This window comes from Thermoflavimicrobium dichotomicum (assembly GCF_900114055.1).
Classification (GTDB): Bacteria; Bacillota; Bacilli; order Thermoactinomycetales; family Thermoactinomycetaceae; genus Thermoflavimicrobium; species Thermoflavimicrobium dichotomicum.
Genome location: NZ_FORR01000004.1, coordinates 36,611 through 60,999 on the forward strand (window position 1 = coordinate 36,611; position 24,389 = coordinate 60,999).

Annotated in this window: 28 protein-coding genes; 8 read left to right on the top strand and 20 right to left on the bottom strand. The window is 41.7% G+C overall.

The window, feature by feature from the left end:
* From BMZ78_RS05830 to BMZ78_RS05840, 3 genes are all read right to left on the bottom strand, one after another.
* The gene (locus tag BMZ78_RS05830) at window positions 1-714 is read right to left on the bottom strand and encodes a cytochrome c biogenesis CcdA family protein (protein WP_093228770.1); all 714 of its coding nucleotides are present in this window, start codon (window positions 712-714) and stop codon (window positions 1-3) included.
* A gap of 1 nt (window position 715) precedes the next feature.
* On the bottom strand, window positions 716-1,333 hold the full coding sequence (locus tag BMZ78_RS05835; protein ID WP_139203272.1) for a TlpA family protein disulfide reductase: 618 nt from the start codon (window positions 1,331-1,333) through the stop codon (window positions 716-718).
* A 600-nt stretch (window positions 1,334-1,933) separates the two neighbouring features.
* Window positions 1,934-2,566: an MBL fold metallo-hydrolase gene (locus BMZ78_RS05840; protein ID WP_093228773.1), complete on the bottom strand. Its 633-nt coding sequence runs from the start codon at window positions 2,564-2,566 to the stop codon at window positions 1,934-1,936.
* Window positions 2,567-2,823: 257 nt separating this feature from the next.
* Here BMZ78_RS05840 and BMZ78_RS05845 point away from each other — a divergent pair, with 257 nt between their 5' ends.
* Both BMZ78_RS05845 and BMZ78_RS05850 read left to right on the top strand, forming a co-directional pair.
* Complete coding sequence (locus tag BMZ78_RS05845) at window positions 2,824-3,393, top strand: YhcN/YlaJ family sporulation lipoprotein (protein ID WP_093228775.1); 570 nt, start codon at window positions 2,824-2,826, stop codon at window positions 3,391-3,393.
* Between the two features lie 207 nt (window positions 3,394-3,600).
* On the top strand, window positions 3,601-3,816 hold the full coding sequence (locus tag BMZ78_RS05850) for a DUF2197 domain-containing protein (protein WP_175482322.1): 216 nt from the start codon (window positions 3,601-3,603) through the stop codon (window positions 3,814-3,816).
* A gap of 140 nt (window positions 3,817-3,956) precedes the next feature.
* On the opposite strand, the gene BMZ78_RS19340 is transcribed toward BMZ78_RS05850, so the two are convergent.
* The 6 genes from BMZ78_RS19340 to BMZ78_RS05880 all read right to left on the bottom strand — a co-directional run bounded on the left by BMZ78_RS19340 (window position 3,957) and on the right by BMZ78_RS05880 (window position 8,063).
* Window positions 3,957-4,082 (bottom strand): hypothetical protein, encoded by a 126-nt coding sequence (locus BMZ78_RS19340; RefSeq protein ID WP_281244540.1) that lies wholly within the window; start codon window positions 4,080-4,082, stop codon window positions 3,957-3,959.
* 138 nt (window positions 4,083-4,220) lie between these two features.
* Window positions 4,221-4,496 carry a YlaH-like family protein gene (locus tag BMZ78_RS05860; protein ID WP_093228777.1) on the bottom strand — a complete coding sequence of 92 codons (276 nt, stop codon included), beginning with the start codon at window positions 4,494-4,496 and terminating at the stop codon, window positions 4,221-4,223.
* A gap of 17 nt (window positions 4,497-4,513) precedes the next feature.
* On the bottom strand, window positions 4,514-5,350 hold the full coding sequence (locus tag BMZ78_RS05865) for a deoxyribonuclease IV (protein WP_093228779.1): 837 nt from the start codon (window positions 5,348-5,350) through the stop codon (window positions 4,514-4,516).
* An 84-nt stretch (window positions 5,351-5,434) separates the two neighbouring features.
* Window positions 5,435-6,181, bottom strand: coding sequence for a glycerophosphodiester phosphodiesterase (locus BMZ78_RS05870; RefSeq protein ID WP_093228780.1), 747 nt, complete (start codon window positions 6,179-6,181; stop codon window positions 5,435-5,437).
* Between the two features lie 24 nt (window positions 6,182-6,205).
* The gene (locus tag BMZ78_RS05875; RefSeq protein WP_093228782.1) at window positions 6,206-7,702 is read right to left on the bottom strand and encodes a leucyl aminopeptidase family protein; all 1,497 of its coding nucleotides are present in this window, start codon (window positions 7,700-7,702) and stop codon (window positions 6,206-6,208) included.
* Window positions 7,703-7,841: 139 nt separating this feature from the next.
* Window positions 7,842-8,063 (bottom strand): hypothetical protein, encoded by a 222-nt coding sequence (locus BMZ78_RS05880; protein WP_245739749.1) that lies wholly within the window; start codon window positions 8,061-8,063, stop codon window positions 7,842-7,844.
* A 214-nt stretch (window positions 8,064-8,277) separates the two neighbouring features.
* Between BMZ78_RS05880 and BMZ78_RS05885 the strand changes: the two genes are divergently transcribed.
* Together BMZ78_RS05885 and BMZ78_RS05890 are read left to right on the top strand one after the other, a co-directional pair.
* Complete coding sequence (locus BMZ78_RS05885) at window positions 8,278-8,904, top strand: YktB family protein (RefSeq protein WP_093228783.1); 627 nt, start codon at window positions 8,278-8,280, stop codon at window positions 8,902-8,904.
* A gap of 193 nt (window positions 8,905-9,097) precedes the next feature.
* Window positions 9,098-10,555: an aminotransferase class I/II-fold pyridoxal phosphate-dependent enzyme gene (locus BMZ78_RS05890; RefSeq protein WP_093228785.1), complete on the top strand. Its 1,458-nt coding sequence runs from the start codon at window positions 9,098-9,100 to the stop codon at window positions 10,553-10,555.
* 180 nt (window positions 10,556-10,735) lie between these two features.
* Here BMZ78_RS05890 and BMZ78_RS05895 read toward each other — a convergent pair whose 3' ends face one another.
* The 3 genes from BMZ78_RS05895 to BMZ78_RS05905 form a co-directional block, all read right to left on the bottom strand.
* Entirely contained in the window at window positions 10,736-10,852 is a 117-nt protein-coding gene (locus BMZ78_RS05895) for a GapA-binding peptide SR1P (RefSeq protein WP_341849624.1), read from the bottom strand.
* A gap of 161 nt (window positions 10,853-11,013) precedes the next feature.
* Complete coding sequence (locus BMZ78_RS05900; RefSeq protein WP_093228788.1) at window positions 11,014-11,313, bottom strand: DUF3055 domain-containing protein; 300 nt, start codon at window positions 11,311-11,313, stop codon at window positions 11,014-11,016.
* A 139-nt stretch (window positions 11,314-11,452) separates the two neighbouring features.
* Window positions 11,453-11,893: a hypothetical protein gene (locus BMZ78_RS05905; RefSeq protein ID WP_093228789.1), complete on the bottom strand. Its 441-nt coding sequence runs from the start codon at window positions 11,891-11,893 to the stop codon at window positions 11,453-11,455.
* Window positions 11,894-12,034: 141 nt separating this feature from the next.
* On the opposite strand from BMZ78_RS05905, the gene BMZ78_RS05910 reads away from it, so the two are divergent.
* Window positions 12,035-12,451 (top strand): DUF1885 family protein, encoded by a 417-nt coding sequence (locus BMZ78_RS05910; RefSeq protein ID WP_245739750.1) that lies wholly within the window; start codon window positions 12,035-12,037, stop codon window positions 12,449-12,451.
* A 326-nt stretch (window positions 12,452-12,777) separates the two neighbouring features.
* Here BMZ78_RS05910 and BMZ78_RS05915 read toward each other — a convergent pair whose 3' ends face one another.
* From BMZ78_RS05915 to BMZ78_RS05930, 4 genes are all read right to left on the bottom strand, one after another.
* Window positions 12,778-13,446 carry a hypothetical protein gene (locus BMZ78_RS05915; protein ID WP_139203273.1) on the bottom strand — a complete coding sequence of 223 codons (669 nt, stop codon included), beginning with the start codon at window positions 13,444-13,446 and terminating at the stop codon, window positions 12,778-12,780.
* Between the two features lie 137 nt (window positions 13,447-13,583).
* Window positions 13,584-14,120, bottom strand: coding sequence for a phosphatase PAP2 family protein (locus tag BMZ78_RS05920; protein WP_175482323.1), 537 nt, complete (start codon window positions 14,118-14,120; stop codon window positions 13,584-13,586).
* A 230-nt stretch (window positions 14,121-14,350) separates the two neighbouring features.
* Entirely contained in the window at window positions 14,351-15,391 is a 1,041-nt protein-coding gene (locus BMZ78_RS19345) for a M23 family metallopeptidase (protein ID WP_093228796.1), read from the bottom strand.
* A 198-nt stretch (window positions 15,392-15,589) separates the two neighbouring features.
* Window positions 15,590-15,796, bottom strand: a complete 207-nt coding sequence (locus BMZ78_RS05930; RefSeq protein WP_139203274.1) for a hypothetical protein — start codon at window positions 15,794-15,796, stop codon at window positions 15,590-15,592.
* Window positions 15,797-16,085: 289 nt separating this feature from the next.
* Here BMZ78_RS05930 and BMZ78_RS05935 point away from each other — a divergent pair, with 289 nt between their 5' ends.
* Complete coding sequence (locus BMZ78_RS05935; RefSeq protein WP_093228799.1) at window positions 16,086-16,796, top strand: GntR family transcriptional regulator; 711 nt, start codon at window positions 16,086-16,088, stop codon at window positions 16,794-16,796.
* Window positions 16,797-16,956: 160 nt separating this feature from the next.
* Here the strand turns inward: BMZ78_RS05935 and BMZ78_RS05940 are convergent, their stop codons facing one another.
* The 3 genes from BMZ78_RS05940 to BMZ78_RS05950 are packed head-to-tail and all read right to left on the bottom strand — an operon-like array spanning window position 16,957 to window position 22,076.
* Complete coding sequence (locus BMZ78_RS05940; protein ID WP_093228800.1) at window positions 16,957-17,196, bottom strand: hypothetical protein; 240 nt, start codon at window positions 17,194-17,196, stop codon at window positions 16,957-16,959.
* A gap of 18 nt (window positions 17,197-17,214) precedes the next feature.
* Window positions 17,215-17,466, bottom strand: a complete 252-nt coding sequence (locus BMZ78_RS05945) for a hypothetical protein (protein ID WP_093228802.1) — start codon at window positions 17,464-17,466, stop codon at window positions 17,215-17,217.
* A 17-nt stretch (window positions 17,467-17,483) separates the two neighbouring features.
* Entirely contained in the window at window positions 17,484-22,076 is a 4,593-nt protein-coding gene (locus tag BMZ78_RS05950; protein WP_245739751.1) for an HAD-IC family P-type ATPase, read from the bottom strand.
* A gap of 158 nt (window positions 22,077-22,234) precedes the next feature.
* On the opposite strand from BMZ78_RS05950, the gene BMZ78_RS05955 reads away from it, so the two are divergent.
* Together BMZ78_RS05955 and BMZ78_RS05960 are read left to right on the top strand one after the other, a co-directional pair.
* A complete protein-coding gene (locus BMZ78_RS05955; protein ID WP_093228803.1) occupies window positions 22,235-22,624 on the top strand; it encodes a hypothetical protein in 390 nt (129 codons plus the stop codon).
* Window positions 22,621-23,022, top strand: a complete 402-nt coding sequence (locus BMZ78_RS05960) for a hypothetical protein (protein WP_093228805.1) — start codon at window positions 22,621-22,623, stop codon at window positions 23,020-23,022. The genes BMZ78_RS05955 and BMZ78_RS05960 overlap by 4 nt, the downstream gene beginning before the upstream one ends.
* A 124-nt stretch (window positions 23,023-23,146) precedes the next feature.
* Here the strand turns inward: BMZ78_RS05960 and BMZ78_RS05965 are convergent, their stop codons facing one another.
* Complete coding sequence (locus BMZ78_RS05965; RefSeq protein ID WP_245739752.1) at window positions 23,147-24,316, bottom strand: S1C family serine protease; 1,170 nt, start codon at window positions 24,314-24,316, stop codon at window positions 23,147-23,149.
* Between the last annotated feature and the right edge of the window lie 73 nt (window positions 24,317-24,389).

A 24,389-nucleotide genomic window follows, 5' to 3' on the forward strand; every position in this document is an offset into this window, starting at 1 on the left:
CTAGAAACCACGAAACCCGCCTGTTAACTCTGTCAGCCAAACAATAATCACACTTAATTGGTCTAAATAAAGTAAAATGCCAAAAAGAACCATGAATGCTCCCCCTATTTTCATCAACCGATTGGAATACTTGAGGAGCCATTTGGTTCTACCAATAAAAAAGGCCATAACCAAAAACGGAATCGCAAATCCGAGTGTGTAAAGGGTAATGTATATAAAGGCACGCTCAGGATGCAGGGAAGCCATGGCTAACACGGATGCCAGAATTGGACCAATGCATGGGGACCAGCCTGCAGCAAAGCCCACCCCGACAAAGGCAGAACCCAGATAACTGATCCCCTTTTTGGATACGTTCCACTTTTTTTCCCGCAACATGAATTTAGGCTGGAACACCCCTAACATAAAAAGCCCCATCGCCACAATCAGAATGGCTGATAACATCCGTACCATATCCTTGTATTCCTTAAACAAGGATCCAACCCAACTTACCGTAAAGCCTAAAGCGTAAAAGACCAGTGAAAATCCAATAACAAAAAACAACGCATGCAGCATGGTCGCTGCCTGAACTTCACGAGAGCGGGTCGAATCTTTTAATTGCGAGACCGACATCCCGGTAATGTAAGAGAGATAAGATGGATAAAGTGGTAAACAACAAGGTGAAATAAAAGACAGAAAACCTGCACCAAGCGCAATCCACCACGTTACTTGTTCCATTTCAGTTCTCCAATCCCTTCTTGCTTGAAAGTCTCTGCATAATATCATCAATAACCTCTTTATTCATCTCACCTGTATGCTTGTACACAATTCTTCCCTGTTCATCAATAATAAATGTCATCGGAAATCCCATAACTCCATAGTGAGTTTGGCTGATTGTCACATACTTCTCTTGATAAGGATCAAGCAAAACCGGGAAGGTAAACCCATTTTGCTTCAGATATTCTTTCATTTTCTGTTCGTTGTCAAATGCTGTGGCATTGACCATCAAAAAGTTAACTTGATCTTTATACTTTTTGTAGGCTTCTTCAATTAAAGGCATTTCATTTTTACAAGGACCACACCATGAAGCCCAGAAATTAAGGAAAGTAGGCTTTCCATTGTTCTTATACAACTCCACTTTTTTTCCATCAAGTGAAGTCAATGTAAAATTCGGTGCACAATAGCCGACATCTGCTTGCTCTTCTCCACGGCAATCCGCTTTTTTGCTCGCTGTTTTATTTCCATTCATTCCCTGTTTGGTAGAAGTAACTTTATTCGTCTCTGGCCAGCTCCACCAAATGGTAAAACCAACAGCAACAGCCAATAATCCAAGTATCAAGGCATTTCGTTTCATCATTTTATTCTCTCTGTTACCATTCAAGTAACAGCTTGTTCCCTCCTTGATCTAGAGTCGAATCCTGCCATGGCCATGTTGACATGTTCACTACAGCCAACAAAAAGAAGACAAAATCTTTTTTGACAACAAGCTCCATTCATCTTGAATCACTTCTTTTTTACCATACATATACAATACCAGAAACACATATCAAATCTCGGAAAGCAAAAATGAGAATGAGGAATCGGGATGTTCAGATTGATTCTCATCTTTTCCTATTGTACTCCTATTCCTCTTTTTTCACCACTGATACCAACTCGGGTCAGAAATCATAGTCAGCCACTTTTTAGAGATGATCTCTTTTTTCTTGATGCTTTGGTTAATTCTCTAGCTGGCTGTTTATTTCCTGCCCTTAACATTTTGGGCGCCTGGACATCCATCTACAGATCGCAGCACCCACTCCATTTTTCCAGTTGTTCCCACAGCGCCCTGCACTATATAAACCACAAAGAATATTGTAGACTGGTGCATCGAGCAGCTAAAAAACTCCTTACCCGTTCATGATCGATAGAGTAAGGAGTTTCTTTCATTAAATATAAATCGGATCATCGATCCATCATTTTACCATCCTGCAATATAAGGATTGCTGTCTTTTTCGCGCCCAATCGTCGTTTCTGGCCCGTGTCCGCACAATACTCTCGTTTCATCTGGCAATTCCAACAGATGTTGATGAATCGACTGCATCAATTGCTCCATGCTTCCCCCTGGAAGATCCGTACGGCCGATCGAACCGTAAAATAAGACATCCCCGCTAAAAAGCAATGAACCCGTCAGATATGAAACACTTCCTGGTGAATGCCCTGGTGTATGGAACACTTTAAATGTTTGCCCTAAAAAAGCAAGGGTTTCTCCTCCCTTTAAAATGTGATCGGCTGGCTTACATATGGTTTCGGGGATTCCTGGGAATAAACCAGATCCATTCAGTTGGGGATTACCCAGCCAATCCGCTTCCTTCTCATGAACATACACTGGCGCCTTCGATTGCTCACGTACTTCTTCCACTCCACCAATATGGTCAAAATGAGCATGAGTGAGCAAGATCGCCTCGATCTCCAAACCCAACGTCTGAATACGTTTCACCAGTGGCTCAGGATACATTCCCGGATCAAATACAATTCCCTTATGTACTTGTTCATCATATACCAGATAGGCATTGGTCATTACAGGTCCCAATGTAAATGTTTCAATCTTCATTTCATATTCCTCCTCGTCTTTAAGGTTCTGATTCCATTGTACACTGGATCGGCGATAGACCCAATCATGCCAAGAAAATGATTTCCAGTGCCACACTGATCCTGAAGCCAAACCAAAAATGTATAGGTATTCGCTGATCAAAAAATCACGCCTCTCCCAATTTGTCACCCACCCTACCAAAAAATATTCTTCTCATACATTTTTTACACTCGGAAACACTAAATTTAAGAAAAATCGAGTGGAAAGGAAGAGTTTCAATGCATTCCCTGCCTAAAAAATTAGGTATTCTCTTACTATCCATGTGGTTGTTGGCCGGTTGCCAAACCAGCAACAAATCACCTGCCAAAGAAGCTTCACCCGGACCACAACAAAAAATCTCTTATACCGAGCGTGTAAAGCAAACCTTACCCGAACAAAGACGGGATCAGTCTTCGCAAGCGATTGCCAATCGATTGGTTCAAATTGCCACAAGTATCCCAAACGTACGTGGAGCCACTGCCGTCGTACTGGGCAAATATACCATTGTGGGCATTGATCTGGATCCACGGTTGGATCGGGGGCGGGTAGGAACGGTTAAGTATTCAGTAGCCCAGGCTCTGCACGAAGATCCACAAGGTGCTCGGGCATTGGTCACTGCTGATGTGGATCTGGTCCAACGATTACGTGACATAAACGAGGATATCCGCAATGGACGGCCTGTAGCCGGTATCCTGGAGGAATTGGCTGATATCACCAACCGAATCATTCCACAACCGTCTAAAGAAACAAAGAAAAGAGAAGAAGCTCCTTCTCGAAACAACGAACAGCGATTAAAACAATCTCCATAAAAAAGAAAGGCTGTTGCCGAATCTTTCGACTTGTTGACAAAGTTTCCGTTAAATGTGTCACAATCACTGTTAAGCCTCCTGATTCGCAACAGCCTACTCTTATTTTTAGGAATTTACTTGTTTCCCCCCTATCAATTCCATAGAATAGAATTAACTTGACTTGTTATGCTGTTTCCTTTGATCCCAATGGAAAAGGAAGAACTTATCATGAAAATGATATGTATTTTATGCGATCAATCTTTTTCCCTAAGTAAAATGCAAGAAAAAAAGGTAAAAAAACATCCACATAAAATCCAAATTTGCCCCACCTGTTATGAGCGAATTACTAAACAGGTCGTTGAACGCCAGCAAAAAAAAGAAACCTCTGTGACATCAGAGGATTCGCTTCTTAAACAGGAAGACCTGACTTATTTAAATGATTGATTATATTTTGGCTCCGACAAAATATCCTGTAACAGTTTTTCGGCTGCCTCTTTGGGGAAAGGTTGGGTTTTGACCTGATCGTTTTGCCGATAAGTAATCACATAATGGGACTGTTCCAGCTTTTTTTCTATCTCGGTTACTTAATGATCCTCTCTTAATATTTCTTCAAAAAAAAGCACGGTATCACGCGCAGAGCGGTCGCTCGGTCTTGCATCCCACACAATTTGAATTTGCAACCAATTAAAGAGCGCATCTTTTAATTGCATAAGAACTCCCCCATTTACCCCTATTCCAATCTCCCCTTTTTCACCAACGTATATGGGCTAGAAAAGGGGATATTTCTCCATTTTATATGGTTAGCCACTTTTTCCATCCCGTTCAGGATTTCATCAGGATTCATTCCTTCAATCCTGTTTGCTTTGCTTGGGCTTCCCTACCATTAACCGCAATCGTGTCACAATAATCAACACAATCGTAATCAGCATCGCTTCAATGATCGGAAACCGCATAATCTGAAATATGAGTAAAAGCCAACAACCCACCGCAAGTGCAATATAAACGGCAATGGTTTTTAATAATGGTAATCGCCGCGCAAATGCTGTTTGATAAATAATGCCTGCCAAAACCAAAATAATGAGGTATCTGATGTACCCTGGCAATTCGTTAATCCAATCAAACATCTTCGTTCCCCCCTCTTTTAAGATCCCTGGCGTAACTGATGCAAATACACAATCTCCTCTGCATACTCACTTTCATCTTCAACAGGCGTTTCCAGGATAATTGGCAATCCCTCAAAGTCCTCACATGTCAGGAAGAGAGAAAGAGCTTCAGCACCAATTTCACCTTTTCCTATTTTTTCATGCCGATCTTTTCGGCTATTAAAAGGGGCTTTACTATCATTAAAATGGATCGCTATCAAATGATTCAAGTACCCTGTTTCTTTCATTTCAGCAATTAGCTGCGAAAAAGTCTCATATGACCATGCGCCCGCTGCAAATCCATGGCAGGTATCAAAACAAAAACCTATTTTTTCAGGATAATCGGTGGCTTCACGGATTTCGGCCAATTCCCGAATCGTTAAACCCAGTTCACTGCCTTGCCCTGCTGTATTTTCCAGCAATAGCTTTGTGCTTCCCTGATAATCCTTCAGGATCAGATTTAAAGTCTCGATCATCCGTTTTCTTCCATATTCTTCACCTTTGCCCACATGCTTTCCGCAATGAACCACTGCACCTACCGCACCATATGCCTCAGCAATTTGCAAATCTTCTTTAATGGAGCGAATCGTCACTTCATGCAAATCTTCTTTAGGTGTAGACAGATTGGTAATATATGGAGTATGGGCCACTAACGCAATCCCATGTTCTTCGCAATAGCTTTTTCCCTTTTCCGCATCATGCAGATCCAGTTTTTTCGGGCGCAGCCCCCGCGGATTCTTCGTGAAAACCTGGAACGATTCCGCTTTTAACTCATGAGCACGTTTCGCCGCATGAAAAAAACCTTTCGCTACACTGACATGACATCCGATTTTCATTCCAATCACCTTTCCTTCACATAAGAAAAAAGCGCCAACTCAGGCGCTCTTCCATCATATCATTTTGAAACAATTGAATGCAACCTATCCAACATCCATCACAGCTCGATCCAATAACTGGTTAAGCTGGTCCGGGACATTGGTAATAATGGCATCCACTTTGATTTCCATTAACCGTTTCATCTCCTCGATCTGATCCACTGTATATGGGCGAACCAGAATGCCATGCTGATGACAATGGGTGACAACTTCTTCAGTTGCCGCCGTATAAAAAGGGTGAATCGCCGAAACGCCAAGAGCTTTGGCATATAGCCACGGCTGGTATAAGTGACCATCATAAAGAGCACCTAGCGACAGTTTAGGACGATAGCGTTGAATATGAACCAAACTATAATGGTTAAATGAGGAAAGAACTACACGATTTTCCATGCCAAATCGTTCTACTTCACGGATAACCGCTTCTTCTAACCCCGGATACATCACGATATGATTTTTCAGTTCAATATTAAGCCATAGATCCGATCCACTAATTAGCTCCAATACTTCGCTTAAGACAGGAATCCTTTCTGCCTGAAACTCATCGGCAAACCATTTCCCACTACTAACCTGCTTAAGCTCTGTCAAAGTGAGGTCTTTGATCCACCCTTTGCCATTGGTTGTTCGCTCGAGGGTCTCATCATGGATCACGACCACTTCGCCATCCAGTGTTAAATGCACATCCAATTCAATTCCATCTGCTTTCGCTTTGATTGCCCATTCAAAAGCGGCTAAGGTGTTTTCCGGAGCCTTGGCCGAGAAACCACGATGGGCGACATTTTGCACAACATTCATTTTTTCACCTTTGTCTTAGTTTGATTAGCATGCATGCATGGCCAACTGAATCAGGGTTCGTACAGTGGAACCTGTCGCTCCTTGGACAAAAACCCCTTTCTCTTTTGGACTTATGGCTGTTCCAGTTATATCAATATGAACCCAAGGTGTTTCATTAACAAAGTGCTTTAAAAAGATTCCACCTTGAATGCTATTCGCTTCCCAACCCCCGAAATTTTTGAGATCTGCCACTTCACTTTCCAGCAGTTCTTCATACTCCTCATACATAGGCAATTCATAAATACGTTCGCCTGCAATTTGTGAAGCTCGTAGCAATTCTTTGCCCCATTCCGGATCATTGGTCATCATCGCCGATGCTTCATGCCCAAAAGTATTATGCACAGTGCTGGTCAAAGTCGCGACATCTACCAGCTTGGTTGCTCCCAGATACTTGGCATAAACCAAACCTTCAGCCAATACCAAACGTCCATCTGTATCGGTATGCACAATTTCCACGGTCTTTCCGCCAAATGTTTGAATGGTATCGCCTAGAACATGGACATGTTCATCCAACATATTTTCACATGCCGGTATCACAGCAATCACATTGCAATGGGGTTCTAATAAACTAATGGCATCCATTGCCCCCAAAACGGCTGCTGCTCCAGCCATATCCATATGCAGAAGACGTGGCAAAAGATGATGACCTTTTTGTATATGGAATCCCCCATTGTTAAATGTGACTCCTTTTCCTACCAAACCCAACACTTCATGACTATCAGGAGCCCCTTGATAGGATAAAACAATCATTCGCGGTTCATAGGCACTTCCTTTGGAAAACGCAGCCAAGGCATGCAAGCCCCTTCTTTCCAGTTCTTGCTTTTCCAGTATCTGAATGGATAATTTCCTTTTTTCTGTGATTTTTTCCGCATAATCTGCCAAGGATTCAGGATTTAAACGGTTAGCTGGTTCCTGGGTTAAATAGCGGGCCAGATTCGTCGCTTGAGCAAAGATTCGTCCACGCTCCACCCCAATTTCCACCGCTTTATCTGAAATATCCCGAGTAGAAAGCCAAATCGTTTCCAATTTCTTTTCCTGTTCCTCTGTTGGATCAGTATGATATCGGTATGTTCCTAACTCAATTCCCTCAACAATCGCTTGTACTACGTCTACCGAGTTATACCGTTTAACCATATAGGAAGGACAGCTTACACCCAACTGTTTGAGTCCCATCGTTTTCGCTTTTCGTGCTGCGATTGCTACTGCGTTTCTCAGTCGAGAAAGATTGATACGTTCCAAATTTCCAAGCCCTGTCATCAATACACGAGGTGAAGGAATTCTCTCCTCATTGTGCAATACCTTCACTTCACCAAGTCTCCCTGTTATTTCATCCTCTGCTATCTGTTTGGAAATTTGGTACTTCCATGCTCTATCGATTTCTCTAGCATCCCGGTGTATAAACTCACGCTCTTTTGAATGAAACACAACGATTGCATCAACAGCCAGCGAACTTAAGGACTCTTTTGTAATCTTCCAATCCATGCATACGCCTCCCTATAGTTAATCCCTCGGATTTTTCATAAAAATTTAACGTATGCTCTAATAGAGCATACGTTAAAAATTCGACAAAAAATGCTATAAACCCTTTAGATTCTTAGGGAAACGCCCTTTCACGTAATAATCACAATGCTTCTAAAATTAACATTTCTCTGCGTATTTTTTCTAATCTTTTTTTAGACTCGCTCATCTTGGCAACGCTATTTTCCATCATCGCTTCATATAACAAGGCGAGCTCATAATCGAGTTCAAGTCGTAGAACGGGAATACGTTCCTCAGGGGCTCTGCATCGGAAAGCTTTAATGACATCTTCCATGGTTACCATCGCAGCACTCCTTTTCATCATACAAATCATCCTTCGATGCTAAATAAAGGAAATGAACAACCTGGATACAGGATGCCCCCTAATTTCAAGAAATAAACCTACAAACCAAATTATTCAAGTTCTAGAATAGTGTACGTTAATGAAAAACTAAAAGACACGGTGCTTTATCCAATTTTTTATCACGCTTTTTCTATGATAAGATATAATCAATCCACTGGAATAGGACGGTGTATATATGACGATACCTGGTTTTACAGAATCTGATTTCGCTGTTTTCCAGATTGATGGTTTGGAAGCGCGTATGCAGGCTTTAAGAGAGCAAATCCAGCCCAAATTTGCAGCAATTGGTCAGGAAATCCAACCTTTTCTAACCACCCTGCTTCAAGAACCTGTTTACATACATATTGCCAAACACGCCCGACGTACTGTTCATCCTCCTGACGAGACTTGGGTAGCTTGGGCGCCCCATAAACGGGGATATAAAGCTCACCCGCATTTTCAATTGGGCTTACGAAATACCCACCTCTTTATTTGGTTTGCACTGATTTATGAATGTGATAAAAAGAAGACCTTTGCCCGTCATTTACTACAACAGATGGATGAAATTTGGCCCAACATTCCACGCCATTTTTACCTTTCTTTGGACCATACCCGTCCAGAAATGACTGCCATCCGGGATTTATCGACAGAGGCAGTTCAACAGATTTTGGAACGACTGGAAAGAGTAAAAAAAGCAGAGTTTCTTTGCGGGGCTGTTATCCCAAAAGACGAAGCTGTTCACCTAAACGGCCGAGAACTCGTTCAGCGTATGGAGGCAACGTACAAATCCCTATATCCCCTTTATCAACTGGCCTTCATGTAGCTGATGGAAATTCACTTCCATCAGCTTTTATATTTATACGCCGTTATTATACTTTATTCACCAAGTTCTATCGACAACTTTCCAAAAACACTTCCCATTTCGTATAAAAATACCGTATTTTTTTCTTTTGTTCTGCTTCACTTTCTGCTATACTATCCGTCGTGCAAATTAATTAAAAGGCAGGCGGGGACCAATGAATGCAAAACAATATACAACTCCACTCTTTACGAAACTGAAAGAACATGCCAAAAAAAATCCTTATCAATTTCATATTCCCGGACATAAAAAAGGACACGGAATGGATCCCGAATTTCGCGATTTCATCGGTCCTAATGCCCTGTCGATCGATTTGATCAATATCGAGCCATTAGATGATCTGCATCATCCACACGGTATGATCAAAGAAGCACAAGAACTGGCTGCTGAAGCATTCGGTGCGGATCATACCTTCTTTTCTGTGCAAGGGACAAGCGGTGCCATTATGACCATGGTTATGTCTGTTTGCTCACCTGGAGATAAAATCATTGTTCCACGAAACGTACACAAATCGGTACTTTCCGCCATTATTCTAGCGGGCGCTCACCCTGTTTTTGTCCATCCAAAAATGGACGAAAAACTGGGAATTGCCCATGGAGTTACTGCATGCGAAGTCGAAAAAGCCTTGCAAAAACATCCGGACGCAAAAGCGGTATTAGTGATTAATCCCACTTACTATGGGATCGCAGCCAATTTAAAAGATATCGTCGAACGGGTTCATCGCTATCAAATACCGGTTTTGGTCGATGAAGCCCACGGCGTTCACACTCATTTTCATGAGCGACTTCCTCTTTCGGCAATGGACGCGGGTGCAGACATGGCTGCGACCAGCGTGCATAAACTGGGAGGTTCGCTAACACAGAGCTCTGTATTAAATGTCAAAGAGGGACTGGTAAACCCTCATCGTGTACAATCGATTATCAGTATGTTGACAACAACTTCCACTTCCTATTTGTTGTTGGCATCCCTTGATGCAGCGCGACGTTACCTTGCTACAGAAGGAAAAATAATGATTGATAAAACACTCCAATTAGCCGATTATGCTCGCAAACAGATCAATGAGATTCCAGGGCTCATATGTATGGGAAGGGAATGGCTAGACCACGATGCCCTTTACGATTTAGATGAAACCAAATTAACGATTCATCTCAAGCATTTGGGGATCACTGGATATGATGCAGAAAAATGGCTTCGTCAGTATCATAATATCGAAGTGGAACTCAGTGACCTATATAATATTCTCTGTCTGATTACACCTGGAGACAGCAAAGATACAGTCGATGCACTCATTCATGGTTTACGTGATTTATCCAAGCATTTTTATTCACCCGAACAAAAACTGGAAATTCCTACACGCCTCCCGGAAATCCCTGAGTTAGCCTTGTCACCGCGCGATGCGTTTTATAGTGAAACCATTTCTGTTCCATTGAAAGAAGCTGCCGGTCGGATCATCGCTGAATTTATCATGATCTATCCACCAGGCATACCCGTTTTGCAACCAGGAGAGCGGATCACCCCAACCAATATTCAATACATTTTAGAGCATATTGAAGCAGGACTTCCCGTCCAAGGAACAGAAGATCCTACTCTGGAAATGGTAAAAGTGATTCGATAAAAATCAGCCTCTATCGACAAAGAGGCTGATTTTTTTGTCTGGCCCTTCCCTGTTACAATCATCAGATTGGCTCAGGATACAGAACACATATTCGCAAAAAGAGGCAGTTGCTTAAATAGAAAAGCCACACCAACAGCAAATGTTGTTGATGTGGCTTTTATTTAATGGATGATCGGTCTATTACTCACTTTCTTCTTCGTCACAATCCGGGCAAGTTCCATAAAGGGTACCTACTTTATGGCTTTGAACATAATCAATCACTTCTTCACAATGTTGGCATACGATAATTTCCACCATATTTACCTCCCGTTCCATAAAAAGAATATATCAATAATGACATTATGTTCCGATTTATTCATCTGACTTTAGTATAATAAGACATACTAATTATGTCAATGTGTTATTTTATTCGCTATAAAGGCAAAAAAAAAGAGCAAATCACCTTGGATTTGCCCTTATCAATGCTCCGCTTCTGCATCCAACAAAGTAGATGGCAAGTTTGCTCGCAAAAACACAGCCAATTCCTCTGCCTCTTTAAGCGATTTCAAATTAAAATTATCCTTCAGGTACTCCAAATCATCAACGTCTTCTATGGACAGTAACGAGGAGCGGCCCGTTTGCATGCAAATGACTAACGGTTTACCAAAAAACATATGGGTATATACGATTCCGAAATCATAACGGCCCAAATCAGATACAAAACCTACAAAGCGCACTCTAGCTTGTTCTGATTCATCATATAATCTTTCGTGGCTCATCTTATCTCCTCCCCGTTATTATTTTTCGAATATTTTAATATGAATTGGAATAAAACCCCATGATTATTTTATTTACCAAATAAAAAACCCTTTCATTTTATCTACTTTACCCGATTTTTTACTAAGTCAAACATATAAGTTAAAAATAACTTTCTTTCACTTTTCGTTCAAACAAAGAAGCCAGTTCATGAAACAGGGAAATATCCTCGTCATCCAATTTTTCATTGGGCGAACTCAAAATGACCAACTCGCCAACCAGATGGTGACCACAATAAAAAGGAGCAACAGCTTGAACCGTCGAACCCACACGTTCGACCATCACTCCAGCATGCATCGCTGCCACACTCAACAGTCCTTCACCAAAGGGGATGATGCGAGGAAGTGTACTGGAACCTTGAAAGGTATGGCAGTAGAAACAGTTTTGTTTCACCAAATAAATGGAAACAAATTGGTAAGCAGATACTTTTTCATATAAAATTTGGCATACAAATCGGTATAATACATCGATTTCGCCTTTGCACTTATCTGACACAACCCCGATTTCTGAGCGGAGCTCATCGAGTAGATCCGCTTTGCGCATCAGGATTCATCCCCTCATTCTTTGTTAAGGAAAAGTGTATCACAATCCACATCGAGTGACAATTGACAAAACTGTGTATTTGACAACATTTCTCGAAATGCTAATATGAGGATAAGAATGTTCGGTAAGGGGAGAAGTGATTTGAGCAAAAGCGCTTACATCAAATTGGTTGACGGTTCCAAACAAAAAGAAATAACATTGGAAGACATCAGAAAGTTATTGGATTACTACCAGGAAATGACTGCTCTTACGGGGAAACAATTGGGCTGGGATTATCAGCAAGCTGCTTTTCCTTATACGGTAGAAGAAAAAGAACAAAATGGGATTCGCTATCTACTGCTCAAAGGAAAAGAGCCTTCTCAATATTATTACCTTCTTCTGGGCGTTGGACAAGAGAAGGAAACTGGCATTCACTATATTCAACTCGTTTTACCTGATCGTGCCACACATGGTGATTGTGCCAAAGCCAACGAGTATTCCCGTTTTCTTGCCAAACAGCTACAGGCTGAATTACATATGCTAAATGGTCGAATTATGTACTTTAATCCACGAAAATAAACATGACAAACATAGGGGTTCCAGCTTATTGACAAAGTTCTCGTTATATGCAACAATCCCGGATTCCTTTTATAACCCAAACCAAGCCATGGTCGACAATCTGGAAGGGAGTATCAATAACTCCCTTCAGCTTGTTGACAAAGTTTCTGTTATATGCCGGTTTTCCTTTTCCGTTTCACTCCCGCTCTATAAAAACGAGCAAGAAGTCGTTCAACTGGAAAAGGAAAACCGGGTTTGTCAACAGTCTCTCCCTTCTTTCATTATTTTGTAATTTTATCATTGTTGACTCATGAAAAAGATCAGGAGCGAATAAAAATGATTCTCTATTATTCACCATATTTCGTACTCCAAAGTTTTTCATCATAAAAATCGATGCAAAATTGACCTGATTTCTGACACAAAAACAAATCCATATGAATGTGATCATGGCCTCCATATTTTTTAAAGTATGCTGCCCCCTCTTTCGCTAAAGGAAGCAAACACCCTGACATATAGGTAAATACTTTTCTACTGCCAATCAGAAAGATCGTGTCAAATTTTCTTTTTATGAGCAGGCAATCCTTATTTTCTCGGAATTGAAACGAATCATACTCTTTCCGTGGTAAATTCAGGTACTGCTCCTCATTGATTTCAATCGAAATACAACTCCCTTTTTGTGAAACTTTATTTCTCAATTGTTTCCAAATGTGAATATTCAATTGAATAGAATGATGAAATAATAACAAATCGTTCCCTTTTGAATCCCAAAACCAGTTGGCTATATATTTTGTCACTCCATTTTTCTTCAAAGGAAGATATAAGATCGATTGACGAAAAGTTCCTATCAAATGAAACAAAGCAGCCAGTTTACGCAGTTGACTGCCATTTGCAAATAACATATAATCAGCCCTTTGATATTCTCCGATATAGATCCCTGCCAAGTCAAATGTAGGGGTCAGAATGTTATATGTTTTTCCACCACACATGACTATTTCCTGCCAAAATTGTAATTTCATCTTCCCCTCCAGCATGGATGTTATACCTATTCCCATCACTTTGACCACCAATATAAAAGGTAGGCAGCTCTCTGCTATATATAACAAAAGCAGACATTATACCTACCTCATCATGAATCACATTCCATATCTCGTTCTTAACTTAAAAACTGAAAAACATATACTGTAAGTGCTGCAAAGCCACTCCCCAAACAACTGCCGATCAACACATCTGACGGGTAGTGCAGAGCCAGATACATTCTGGAGAAGCCTACAAGAAAAGCGATTGGTAAAAAAATATAAATAAAAATAGAAGCATGCAAAACAAACGTGGTTGCTACTGAAAATGCAGCCGTAGTATGTCCGGAAGGAAAGGAATAATCAGTCAAGGGATCAGGGAATGTATATAATTCCGTATTCTTTAAATATGGGCGAAGCCGAGGCAAAAAGTTCTTGAACAGCTGTACAACCAAATGACTGCTAACAAGTGCAACAAAACCTTCTACTGCCCACATCTTCAATTCATATGGGCTAAAAATCAACCAACTAAACAAAAAGGTAATGGTCGCAGTGGCTCCGCCCAGATGGGTAATCCTTGGCATCAGTATATCCAGCAGGCGACATTTCCAATGGCGATTAAAATACGAGACGAGTGTTCCATCATACCGAATCAGCCAGGCAACCAAGCTTTTCATTTTGCCCAACCTCCGTTGATTCGCAAATTTCCTTTGGTATTTTCTTTTTATCATAAACCAGTTCTATAAAGGAAAAATAAATGTCATATTCAATTTCTTTTACAATTCTTAAGCCGAACCAGTGAAACTTCTATCATTTTATCATAAAATATCAAGATACATACAAGAAAAGAGCCCTTACTCCCCTGATTACTGAGTAAGGGCTGGCTTTTTTTCATCTTCTTTTTCATTCACTTTTTTTCTTCTGGATGAAACACTTTTTCCAAGATGATTCGTCTCTCATTCATCGTGTAGTATCTCCAGAACCATTCACCATAGATAAAAATATCCAAATGCAAATGGAGACCTTCATTATTTCCCAACACTCCATCACTGGTTCCGGAGTTTCCGACATAACCAATGAGCTGCCCGGTTTTTACCTTTTCGCCGACCTTGATTTTCTTGGAAATCCGGTCCAAATGCACATAGCGTGCCAAAATTCCCTTATCATATTGGACCCAAACTGATCGTCCCCGTAGCTTATCCAGAATATACTCCGGTGTCTGACCAAGCTCCGCTGCTTTTTTGAGCAATTGGTTACGCTCAGACTCTGTCATTTCCTTATAATTATGGTCTGCACGAACGATAATTCCATCTGCCATGGATAGCACAGGGGTTTTGGTTGTCATTTTGACCCCGGTTGTATATCCGTACCAGTCAATTCCCTCGTGAACGCCATTACGATAGGGTCGCGGAGCCCCAGGCAGTTGGGAATCTCTTGTGCTTACATGCGCTCCTCTGATCGGATTTTTTAAAAATGAGAGATAATCGACAAGTTCATGGACTGGAACGCGCTGTAAAGCAACAGCAGGAATACGAGTCGATGTCCTTGTATCTTTTAATTCTTTTTCTATCTGTCGAATCGCTTCGTTTGCCAGCCAAAATTCATTGTTTTCTTTAATAGGCCCTCTCGAAAGAGGTACAAACCTGCCATTTACATTTAATACAGGCATCTCTTGAAAAAGAGTCAAGCGCTTCTTGCCATGGACAAGGATAATTTTCCCATCGATTTCATTAATATCTGTATCCAGATTCCATTGCTTTTGTAAGTAACTAAGACTCTGGTAAGTGATTCCGTTCCTTGTTAATGTGGTTTGCGCTTGTTTCGGATTCTGTTGAAAAACAGTACGGGTTTGATCCGATGAATGATTCCAGACAACCTCAGGTGGAAAAAAAATAATAAACAGCATCAGCAAACTGGCTGGAATGATGATCATCCATTTTTTATTCATCTGAATCCCCTTTGTTCTTTACAATAAATTGACCATCAAATAAATCCTAAAATAAGAATATAGCGTTTCTGCCGGTTTCATGTCAAATTCTGTTCTACTTCCGATACTAGTAAAATAACCCACTTACCTGCAAGGTAGAAGTGGTTATCATCTTTAACATTTTCTTTACAAGTGGAGCGATCATCCTTGACAACTGATCTAACGTTTAAATTCGACGTCTTGTAAGCGATTGGGATTTGGATCATCGTACTTGCCAGCAATCGTGATCATTGAATCATTCTCTTTCACGATTGTAGCACTGCATAGAGTGAATTCAATTTCTTTTCCCTCTACTGAAACAAGAACAATGCGAACAACGTCATAAAGCCCCGGTTTCCCTACCGTTTCTCTGTCCAGATAGAACACCCTTTCCAGATTGAATTTGTGGACAGGAAAAATCCCCAAATCAAATGATCACAGCTTTAGTTCAATCTAGATATAGATCCTAAAAAGTATAAAATAGCATAATAGTAAATTTATTCCAATTCATAGTCTATATCTATATCATAAGTTTGACAATACCAAACTTTAATTTTTTTTTGTTTTCGTTTAGACTAAATTTATCCAAACGATTGAGGATGGCCGTTTTTGTGGATAACCCACTTCATTATTGAAGAAATACCCATACCAATAACTGTGGAGGAGTTTCTGAAAAGTGGTCAGAAATAAATGGCAAGATATTTATCATCAATTGAGAGACAGAATACTCCGCGGTGAATTAAAGCCTGGACAAGCATTTCCAACTAACTTCGAGCTCATGAAAGAGTTCAATGCTCATGCCGCAACCGTTCAAAATGCCGTGAACGCTTTAATTCGAGAAGGACTTGTCTATTCCGCTGAGAATACAACCAAAAAACGTACAGTCCGTCATCTCCCTTACCGTGTCAAGCGCAGTGGAGATTTTATTAAGGAACATGGAGATTCCGGGAAAGAAATCACTCTTCAGCTAAAAATTCTGCAAGAAACAGAGGAATTGCCTGAAGTGATCCAAAAGGAAATGCAGCCCCCTATACTGTTCTACCACACGCGGCAAACACGGGATGACATGGTGATCGCTGTGACACGATCTTATTTCCCGAATCTTTTACCTTTAGAGCGTTTGAAAAGCCGTTTGTCCAAACCTGATGCCATGATTTATTCTTCTTTGAAATCCCTTGGATATCATCCAACTGACTGTGAAGAAACATTAGTTTCATCATTGGCTTCACCCAGTGATATCGATGAACTGCAAATGCCCAAAAACGCAAATATTCCTGTCGTCCGGATCACCCGAAAAGTATATGATTACAGGGGCCGTCTCCTTCAGATCTGTCTAATGGTTGACCGGGCTGACTGTTATACCTTCCAATACCGTTTTTCACTTTAATAAAAAACCCACTTCTACTTTTTCATAGAAGTGGGTTCCAGCTTGTTGACAAAATATCCGTTATATGCCGGTTTTCCTTTTCCGTTTCACTCCCGCTCTATAAAAACGAGCAAGAAGTCGTTCAACTGGAAAAGGAAAACCGGGTTTGTAAACAGCATTTTTAAAAAAACCATTTTCTCAAACTGAACATCTTGGCAAAATCCAACAGGCTAATCCGATGTTCTTTTTCTTGCTCCCGAATATATTGATAGAACTGTTTTAAAAACGCTTCCCACATCGCTCCCAATCGTTGTTTGGACTCTTTATGCTGTGACAATTCCTGGGCACTTTCATTTACTGCCATTTTCAAATGATAAAATGCTTGTTTCAAGTGCTGTTCAATCAGTGAATCTCGATCCATTTTTTCGCTCCTTCTCGATTAATCGACAAATGTATGCGGAAATCGCCGGTTATTTTTCTGCATACGTTCGTATTTTGCCTCCAGCCATATGTCTTCTAACTCCTGTTTTGCTTTCACTGTGACAATTTGGATCTGTTTGCACGTTTGCTTCACCAGATTGCTACCCTGCCTGGCTAACGGCTTCAGTGTTTTTCGCAAAACAGGAACCAACACAGGTAAAGATACTGCAATCGCCGCAGTCACAAGCCATTTTTCCGCCTGTACTTTCATTGATCAGTCACTCCTTTTTAAGCTGCAAAAGCATTTACTTCAGCTTCATGTAAATGCGGTTGTTTTTCCTTTGAATGGACTAGCCATTGAATCGGTTTTGACCCCATCGTTGCCAATCCAGAAACAAGGAACACTTGTAACCAGTGATTGAAGCCAAGTGGAGCCGTTCTGAAAAAGCTGGACAGTCCTGGTATATAGATCGCCCCAAGGAGAGCCAGGAGTGAAATACCCATCGCTCCAACGAGTAAACGATCTTTGGCCCAATCCTTCAACTTCTCATCGGATCCTTCTTGACGCCAGGAGAATACTTGCATGAGCTGTCCACAAACCAATGTAGCAAAAGCAGTGGTTTGGGCTACTGGTAAACTGGCTCCGCCAATCCGGCTAGCAACAAATAATCCGAGTGAACCCAATCCAAGCATTGCACCACGAATTCCTACTTTCGTAAACAATTCACGATCCGCTATTTTTTTCAAACGAGTCTGCTTTGTTTTATTTCCTGGATTCATCGCCAACACCATGGCAGGCACTGCATCTGTGATGAGATTCATTAGCAGTACATGAATCGGGATTAACGGAACAGGCATCCCTGCGATCACAGCTGTACCCGTGACAATGATTTCAGCCAGGTTTCCTGTCAATAAACATCCAACGGCTTTACGGATGTTCGATATGATCGTTCTCCCTTCTTTCACCCCTTCCACAATCGAAGAGAAGTGATCATACTGAAGGACCATATCAGCTGCTTCCTTGGTTACTTCGGTCCCCGTTTGCCCCATGGCAATGCCGATATCGGCTTGTTTGACAGCTGGTGTATCATTCACACCATCTCCCGTCATTGCTACAATATGTTTGCATCTTTGATAGGCCCGAACGATGCGAAGTTTATGTTCAGGTGTGACTCGAGCAAACACAGAGACCTGATCAATTCGAGTTGATAGTTCTTCATCTGATAGCTGGTCCAATTCCTGGCCTGTCATGATGACGGGTTGCTGACCGATCCCTACTTCCTCGGCAATGGCTCCGGCTGTAATAGGGTGATCACCTGTAATCATGACAACACGTACACCCAAGCGATGGGCTTCCTGAATGCTTTCCTTCACATCCGGCTTAGGCGGATCCATCATCCCCACCATGCCCACAAAGATGGACTGTTGCTCGATTTCGGTACAGTCACCATTCCATTCAACAGGACGATAAGCAAAGGCCAGCACTCTCATGGCTTTTTTGGCCCATTTTTCATTCAGCTTCAGGATATGTTTCTGATGTTCTTCTGTCATCGGTATGACCTGTCCATCCATTTGTACAAATCGACATACACTTAAAATCGATTCAACAGATCCTTTTGTTAATAGATAACAGTTAGACTCCCCTTCCTGACAAACTACACTCATTTGGCCCTTTGCAGAGTCAAATGGAATTTCATGAACACGCTTCCATTTTTCCTGATCATGGGTTGCCAAACCCGTTTTCTGAATAAAGGCAAGCAGGGCTCCCTCTGTTGGATCACCTTGAACCTTCCATTTCCCTTCTTCTTCCAACAAGGTCGCATTGTTGCATAACGAAGCAATTTTGACGAGCTGTTCCAGGTCCTGTTTCTGACCTTGCGATTCTTTTTCGTCACTGATCAGAGAACCATTCGGACTGTATCCCTGACCTGTAACTCTCCACTGCTTGTTTATCGTCGCTGCGGCAAGAACCGTCATTTCATTTTGCGTTAATGTGCCTGTTTTATCTGTACAAATGACAGAAACTCTTCCGAGCGTCTCCAAAGCAGAAAGCTTGCGAATCAAGGCTCCTTTTTTCGCCATCCGAAAGATTCCTGCACTAAGGGCAATTGTTACGGTTACAGGCAATCCCTCTGGAATCGCAGAAGCGGCTAGCGTAATCGATGTCGCAATCATACTGCTAAACGTATGTCCTCGGATGAGTCCGATTCCCAAAATGGCAATGGCAACAGCAAGAGCACCTTTGACAAAAATCTTGCTAATGTGAGTGACTTCTTTTTGCAGAGGCGTGGATTCGTTCGAATCCCCTTCCATCAGTGCCAGCATTTTTCCCATCTCTGTCCTCATACCTGTAGCGACAACAATACCGATCCCTTTACCTCTACTTACACATGTTCCTTTAAACACCATGTTGTTACGCTCTGCAAGCGGAGAGTCTTCCGTTACTGGTTCAGATAATTTCACTACAGGAAGGGATTCGCCTGTTAGCATGGATTCGTCCACTTCCAGCTGATATGACTGGAGTAAACGGATATCTGCAGGCACACGATCTCCCGCTTCCAAACATACAAGATCCCCTGGCACCAGTTCTTTTCCATTGATGATCTGTTCCTTGCCATTTCGAATCACTCTGCACATAGGTGCTTGATATCGATTTAACGCTTCCACTACTTTTTCTGCTTTTTGTTCCTGGATCGCTCCAACTGCGGCATTGGCCAAAAGAATCGTACCAATCGCAATGCCATTAAATACGTCTCCTGTAAAAAAAGACAGAAGCGTTGTGCTCAGTAAAAGTAAGGTCGTAAATTCTTTGAACTGCTTAAGATATGTCTTCCACCATCGGGAAGTTTCCTTCTGGTCTAACTGATTCCAACCAAAGGTTTGACGTAAATACTGTATTTTTTGCTCATCCAAACCTGCCTGCTCATCAACAGAAAAATAGGTCACTACTTCCTGCGGAGATAACGCATGCCAACATGGGCACTCCGCTTTTTCCTGTACAGCAGCTGCTGTTTCCAAAGCGGCTTGATTTAGCCATGGAGTTGGAATCTTTGTTTCCTTCAGTCGTGACAAAAATACCAACGACAAAGCATCGGCAAGTAAATTAATCATCATCGCACTCACACGAAACGGAATGGCAAGTGCTAATGCTGTTCCATTAAAAAGCTTCGTCATCTTAAATTGCTGATGAACACGCTGATCAATCTCATGGGAGAGTTGGATGTAGTCGGGAAGTTGCTTTAGTTGATCTGTTCGTACAACAGGAATGGCAGAACCGTTCCCGTCCTGTGTGAGAAGCAATACCTCTTCCCCACGCTCCCGAAGCTGGGCAATCCATTTTTCTTTCCCTTCATCATTGATGTAAAGCCAACTTGTATCAATGGAATAGCTTTCAAGAACTTCCGTTTCCATATCCAGGCTGTTATTTAAAATAGCGATATTCCAGCCGCAATCTTTTAATTTCTTTCGCAAGCTAAGAAAAGATCGGATCGGTGGATTATTTTCCTGAAATATTACACCAAGGCATTCTGTTTGATTTCCATTTTTCTTAACCAAACAGTAGGCTTCGGTTCGATTTTTCTGCATCCGTTTTAATTTAAGTAAATATGGATCAACTGACAATCGATGTTTTTGCAGATAGGCTAGATTGCCGAAGTAATATGAAACATGATTGATTTCTCCCGAGATTCCTCCAGATTCGGGTTTGACAGAAAAAGCAGTACGGATGGTTCGCTTAGACTGTTTTGCTCTTGCATAGATATAGTCTTTCCATGGATGTTTCGTCTTTTCCAGCAAAGAAGCAGCAACCGTCCATATTTGCTCTGGATCTTCCTCATTGGTCAACAACTGCAAATCACGGTAGGATGGTTTGAATAATTGCGCTGTGTCCTCAACCAAAAGCGTTTTGGTTCGGGCCAATTGTGCCAAACTCCCGTTTTTGGGAATCCAACCACCTTTTTGTAGCACTTCCGTTTCTGCCTGTTTCCATGCAGCAATCGCAGGTACAATCGTCGGGCGAGGATTCGCAGCAAGCAGAACTGCCAATCCACACAGCGGATCTCTGGTTACTGCCCAAGCAACCCCTGCCAATGGAAAAGCCCATTTGCCTATTTTTTCACTATATTTTCGTATTGCTGGAGAAAGATATCGTTCTTCCAATTCATTCACGAAACCATCTGCTTGCTCCAACTGGTCTCTTTTCCACTGTATATATTGCAAAATGCTCAACCCTGCCAATACAAGCAGATTTTCTCGCATAAGTCCGAGACCAATGGCAGCTGTTCCCAATATCAGATCACTGTTAAATCGCCTGTTTTGGCTTAATTGCCTGAATCCCCGGCGTAAAAAAGGATATCCCGTTATCACAGAGACAATCCCGGACATCGCAAACAAAGCAGGATGCCTGGCCAAAGCCGATTTGCCATAAATCAGTTGCTTGGCTCCTAAAAAAGTTAAACCACCTGCAGTAACTGCCAATCCTAACGGGATCGATGATGGACTGGGTCGATCCAATACCTGCTGGAATTCTTCTGGTACCTCTAAGGAAACATCCTGAACTTCCACTTCTTTTTCCTCTTTGGTTACAGTTTCCTCTTCGGTTACAGCGGCTTCCTGTGAGCTCTTGATCCATTCATCCTGCATTTTTTCCACATCATAAATACTTTCGCAGACCTGCTTGGCGTTTGTTTGTTGCGGATCAAATTGAATGCGTACACGTCCTGTAATCGTACATGCCTGTACGTGATGGACTCCCGGTATCTCTAAAAGATGAAGGGTTAACCGTTCAGCCATCTGTTTATTTTCTTGTAATCCATGCACTTCTGTACGGATCCATCCTGGATACACTCGTATGAAACGATCTCTATATCTCAAATTGATCACCTGACATCTTACTGATAACTCTATTTTGAGTTGACGGTGGTGTGTTTATACCATTTTTAAAAACTTATTGAGCCATGTTTTATTTTTCATTTGCATATTTCAAGCTGGACTAACTAATACTGATTTTATAGTATGAATCCCCAGAAGGAAGGGAGGAAGTGCTTTTTAAGCACCTTGACATGAAACTAAGCAAATGGCTTGGAAAAAAATCCTCACTGGGCTGGATGGTAGCTGCCGGAGCCATTGCCCTCATTTCTTCTCCAACTGTAAGAAAAAAGTTACGTCAATTGGCAGTAAAAGGAACCTCCGCGATCATGGGTCTATCTGAAAAAATGACGCAACCCAATCAAAAAATGATCCATAACCAGGAAAATTATCAATTTGATTTTTCCACTTGGGAGCCTGAGCTGAAGAAAAAGGAAAATAATGCCCATCCAGAAGAATTCCATTCCCTAGAAACCGATCAGAGTCCGAAACAGGAACAGACAAAGCAGGATCGTTCTAATCTATCCAAAGAAGATTCTGATAAATCTGGGGGTACAACGTGAAAAAACTAAAATTAAACTCTGGATCGGTATGGGCAGGCATCATAACAGGCGTATTGTCTCAAATTAAAGATACGGTTGCATTGAAACACGGAAAAATCGATCGGGGTGAATATGCTGTACACACAGCTGAAAATATATCCAGTGCTGTCGGGGTAGCTCTCGGAATCGAATATGGTGCTGTCTTGGGCACAATGGCTTGTCCGGGAATCGGGACAGCCATTGGTTCCATATTGGGAGGAATTGTTGGAGACGGTTTGGGACGCTTTATTGGGCAAAAAACCTCAAACATTGTCTATAATCAACCGATCATTAAATTCAGAGCAAATAATGTATCTGTTACCAATCAAGTGGATTGTGGAAATGAATCAGAAAATCAGGATCAAATAAAGATCAAATAATATTCATCTACCTTTTTCCACCGCATTCATCAAACATAATAAGACCCACTTACTCGAATCAAAGTAAGTGGGTCTTTCTTATGAATTGAAACACAAAGGATTTGCCAACCCCAAAGGTTAAACCTTACTTGAGCAAGCTAGCGGGGGCCTCTGTCAATGTCAAATCGGCCGTTTGTTTTTTGCCATCCCGATAAAAAGTAATCGTGATCTTGTCGCCAATTTTGGTTTTACTGTAGAGATAGCTTCGAAAATCGACAACGGTTTGTACGGGGTTTCCATTGATGGCAACAATTACATCCAAGCGCTGTAAACGTGCTTTGGCAGCCGGTGAATCTGGCTGAACGCTTCCCACTACCACACCATCTTCTACATCTGCTGGCAACTTTAATGTCTCTCGTTCGAAATCGGAAAATTGATATAAATCGCCAAGAAAAGATACGCCAATATAGGGACGTGGAACATGACCTTTGTTAATCAAATCACGGATAATGGGACGCGCCAAATTAACTGGAATCGCAAAACCCAATCCCTCTACTCCCTGTTCGGCAATCTTCAGTGTATTGATCCCAATCACTTGCCCAGCTGCATTCACCAGAGCCCCTCCACTATTTCCAGGGCTAATCGCTGCATCGGTTTGAATGACATCTGTCGCTACATATTCATTTGCTTGGAATGTTCGCTTGGGTGAACTGATTACACCGACTGTAACGGATTGGGAAAATGTCTGGCCCAATGGATTACCGATCGCAATCGCTGGCTCCCCCGCTTTAAGCGCATCTGAGTTACCAAATGAAGCAACTGCTGTAACATACTTGTCATCGATTTCCAATACAGCCAGATCGGTAATTTTATCAGAGCCTAACACTTTCGCCGTAACAGTCTTCGGTGTATCATTATTTGAAATCGTTACCCTGATATCACGACCATTTTCAATTACGTGATGGTTGGTTACAACCAATGCTTTACCGTTTCGACGTTCAAAAATAATTCCTGAACCGGATTGATTCTCTTCTCGTGAAAACAAATCGCCTGTTTTTCGAACGCTTTCAATCCCGACTACTGCAGGACGGACTTTTTCCACTGCTTTGGTAATGTCTGAATTGACCTTCACAGTCGCAGTCGGACCGGCGAGTGCTGGTTGATCAGCAGAAAGCGGAATGACCCCACTCCGAACCAAAGCAGGTGTAAATAAAAGGACAATCAACCCTCCGATCACTGCCGAAACAATGGCAATCAGAATGGGAGAAGGCTGTCTTTTCGAATTGGAAGGTTCTGTTTGGTCATAAAATCCCAAGGTAGTCCCTCCTTTGGATAATGGCTCTAACGGAAGAGAGCAAGCTAGAACTCGAGCTTTCTTAAATTGATTG

Bases quoted from the DNA above. Each gene is read 5' to 3' on its own strand.
- BMZ78_RS05830 (WP_093228770.1), bottom strand. From the start codon at position 714: ATGGAACAAGTAACGTGGTGGATTGCGCTTGGTGCAGGTTTTCTGTCT.
- BMZ78_RS05835 (WP_139203272.1), bottom strand. From the start codon at position 1,333: ATGATGAAACGAAATGCCTTGATACTTGGATTATTGGCTGTTGCTGTT.
- BMZ78_RS05840 (WP_093228773.1), bottom strand. From the start codon at position 2,566: ATGAAGATTGAAACATTTACATTGGGACCTGTAATGACCAATGCCTAT.
- BMZ78_RS05845 (WP_093228775.1), top strand. From the start codon at position 2,824: ATGCATTCCCTGCCTAAAAAATTAGGTATTCTCTTACTATCCATGTGG.
- BMZ78_RS05850 (WP_175482322.1), top strand. From the start codon at position 3,601: ATGAAAATGATATGTATTTTATGCGATCAATCTTTTTCCCTAAGTAAA.
- BMZ78_RS19340 (WP_281244540.1), bottom strand. From the start codon at position 4,082: ATGCAATTAAAAGATGCGCTCTTTAATTGGTTGCAAATTCAAATTGTG.
- BMZ78_RS05860 (WP_093228777.1), bottom strand. From the start codon at position 4,496: ATGTTTGATTGGATTAACGAATTGCCAGGGTACATCAGATACCTCATT.
- BMZ78_RS05865 (WP_093228779.1), bottom strand. From the start codon at position 5,350: ATGAAAATCGGATGTCATGTCAGTGTAGCGAAAGGTTTTTTTCATGCG.
- BMZ78_RS05870 (WP_093228780.1), bottom strand. From the start codon at position 6,181: ATGAATGTTGTGCAAAATGTCGCCCATCGTGGTTTCTCGGCCAAGGCT.
- BMZ78_RS05875 (WP_093228782.1), bottom strand. From the start codon at position 7,702: ATGGATTGGAAGATTACAAAAGAGTCCTTAAGTTCGCTGGCTGTTGAT.
- BMZ78_RS05880 (WP_245739749.1), bottom strand. From the start codon at position 8,063: ATGATGAAAAGGAGTGCTGCGATGGTAACCATGGAAGATGTCATTAAA.
- BMZ78_RS05885 (WP_093228783.1), top strand. From the start codon at position 8,278: ATGACGATACCTGGTTTTACAGAATCTGATTTCGCTGTTTTCCAGATT.
- BMZ78_RS05890 (WP_093228785.1), top strand. From the start codon at position 9,098: ATGAATGCAAAACAATATACAACTCCACTCTTTACGAAACTGAAAGAA.
- BMZ78_RS05895 (WP_341849624.1), bottom strand. From the start codon at position 10,852: ATGGTGGAAATTATCGTATGCCAACATTGTGAAGAAGTGATTGATTAT.
- BMZ78_RS05900 (WP_093228788.1), bottom strand. From the start codon at position 11,313: ATGAGCCACGAAAGATTATATGATGAATCAGAACAAGCTAGAGTGCGC.
- BMZ78_RS05905 (WP_093228789.1), bottom strand. From the start codon at position 11,893: ATGCGCAAAGCGGATCTACTCGATGAGCTCCGCTCAGAAATCGGGGTT.
- BMZ78_RS05915 (WP_139203273.1), bottom strand. From the start codon at position 13,446: ATGAAATTACAATTTTGGCAGGAAATAGTCATGTGTGGTGGAAAAACA.
- BMZ78_RS05920 (WP_175482323.1), bottom strand. From the start codon at position 14,120: ATGAAAAGCTTGGTTGCCTGGCTGATTCGGTATGATGGAACACTCGTC.
- BMZ78_RS19345 (WP_093228796.1), bottom strand. From the start codon at position 15,391: ATGAATAAAAAATGGATGATCATCATTCCAGCCAGTTTGCTGATGCTG.
- BMZ78_RS05940 (WP_093228800.1), bottom strand. From the start codon at position 17,196: ATGGATCGAGATTCACTGATTGAACAGCACTTGAAACAAGCATTTTAT.
- BMZ78_RS05945 (WP_093228802.1), bottom strand. From the start codon at position 17,466: ATGAAAGTACAGGCGGAAAAATGGCTTGTGACTGCGGCGATTGCAGTA.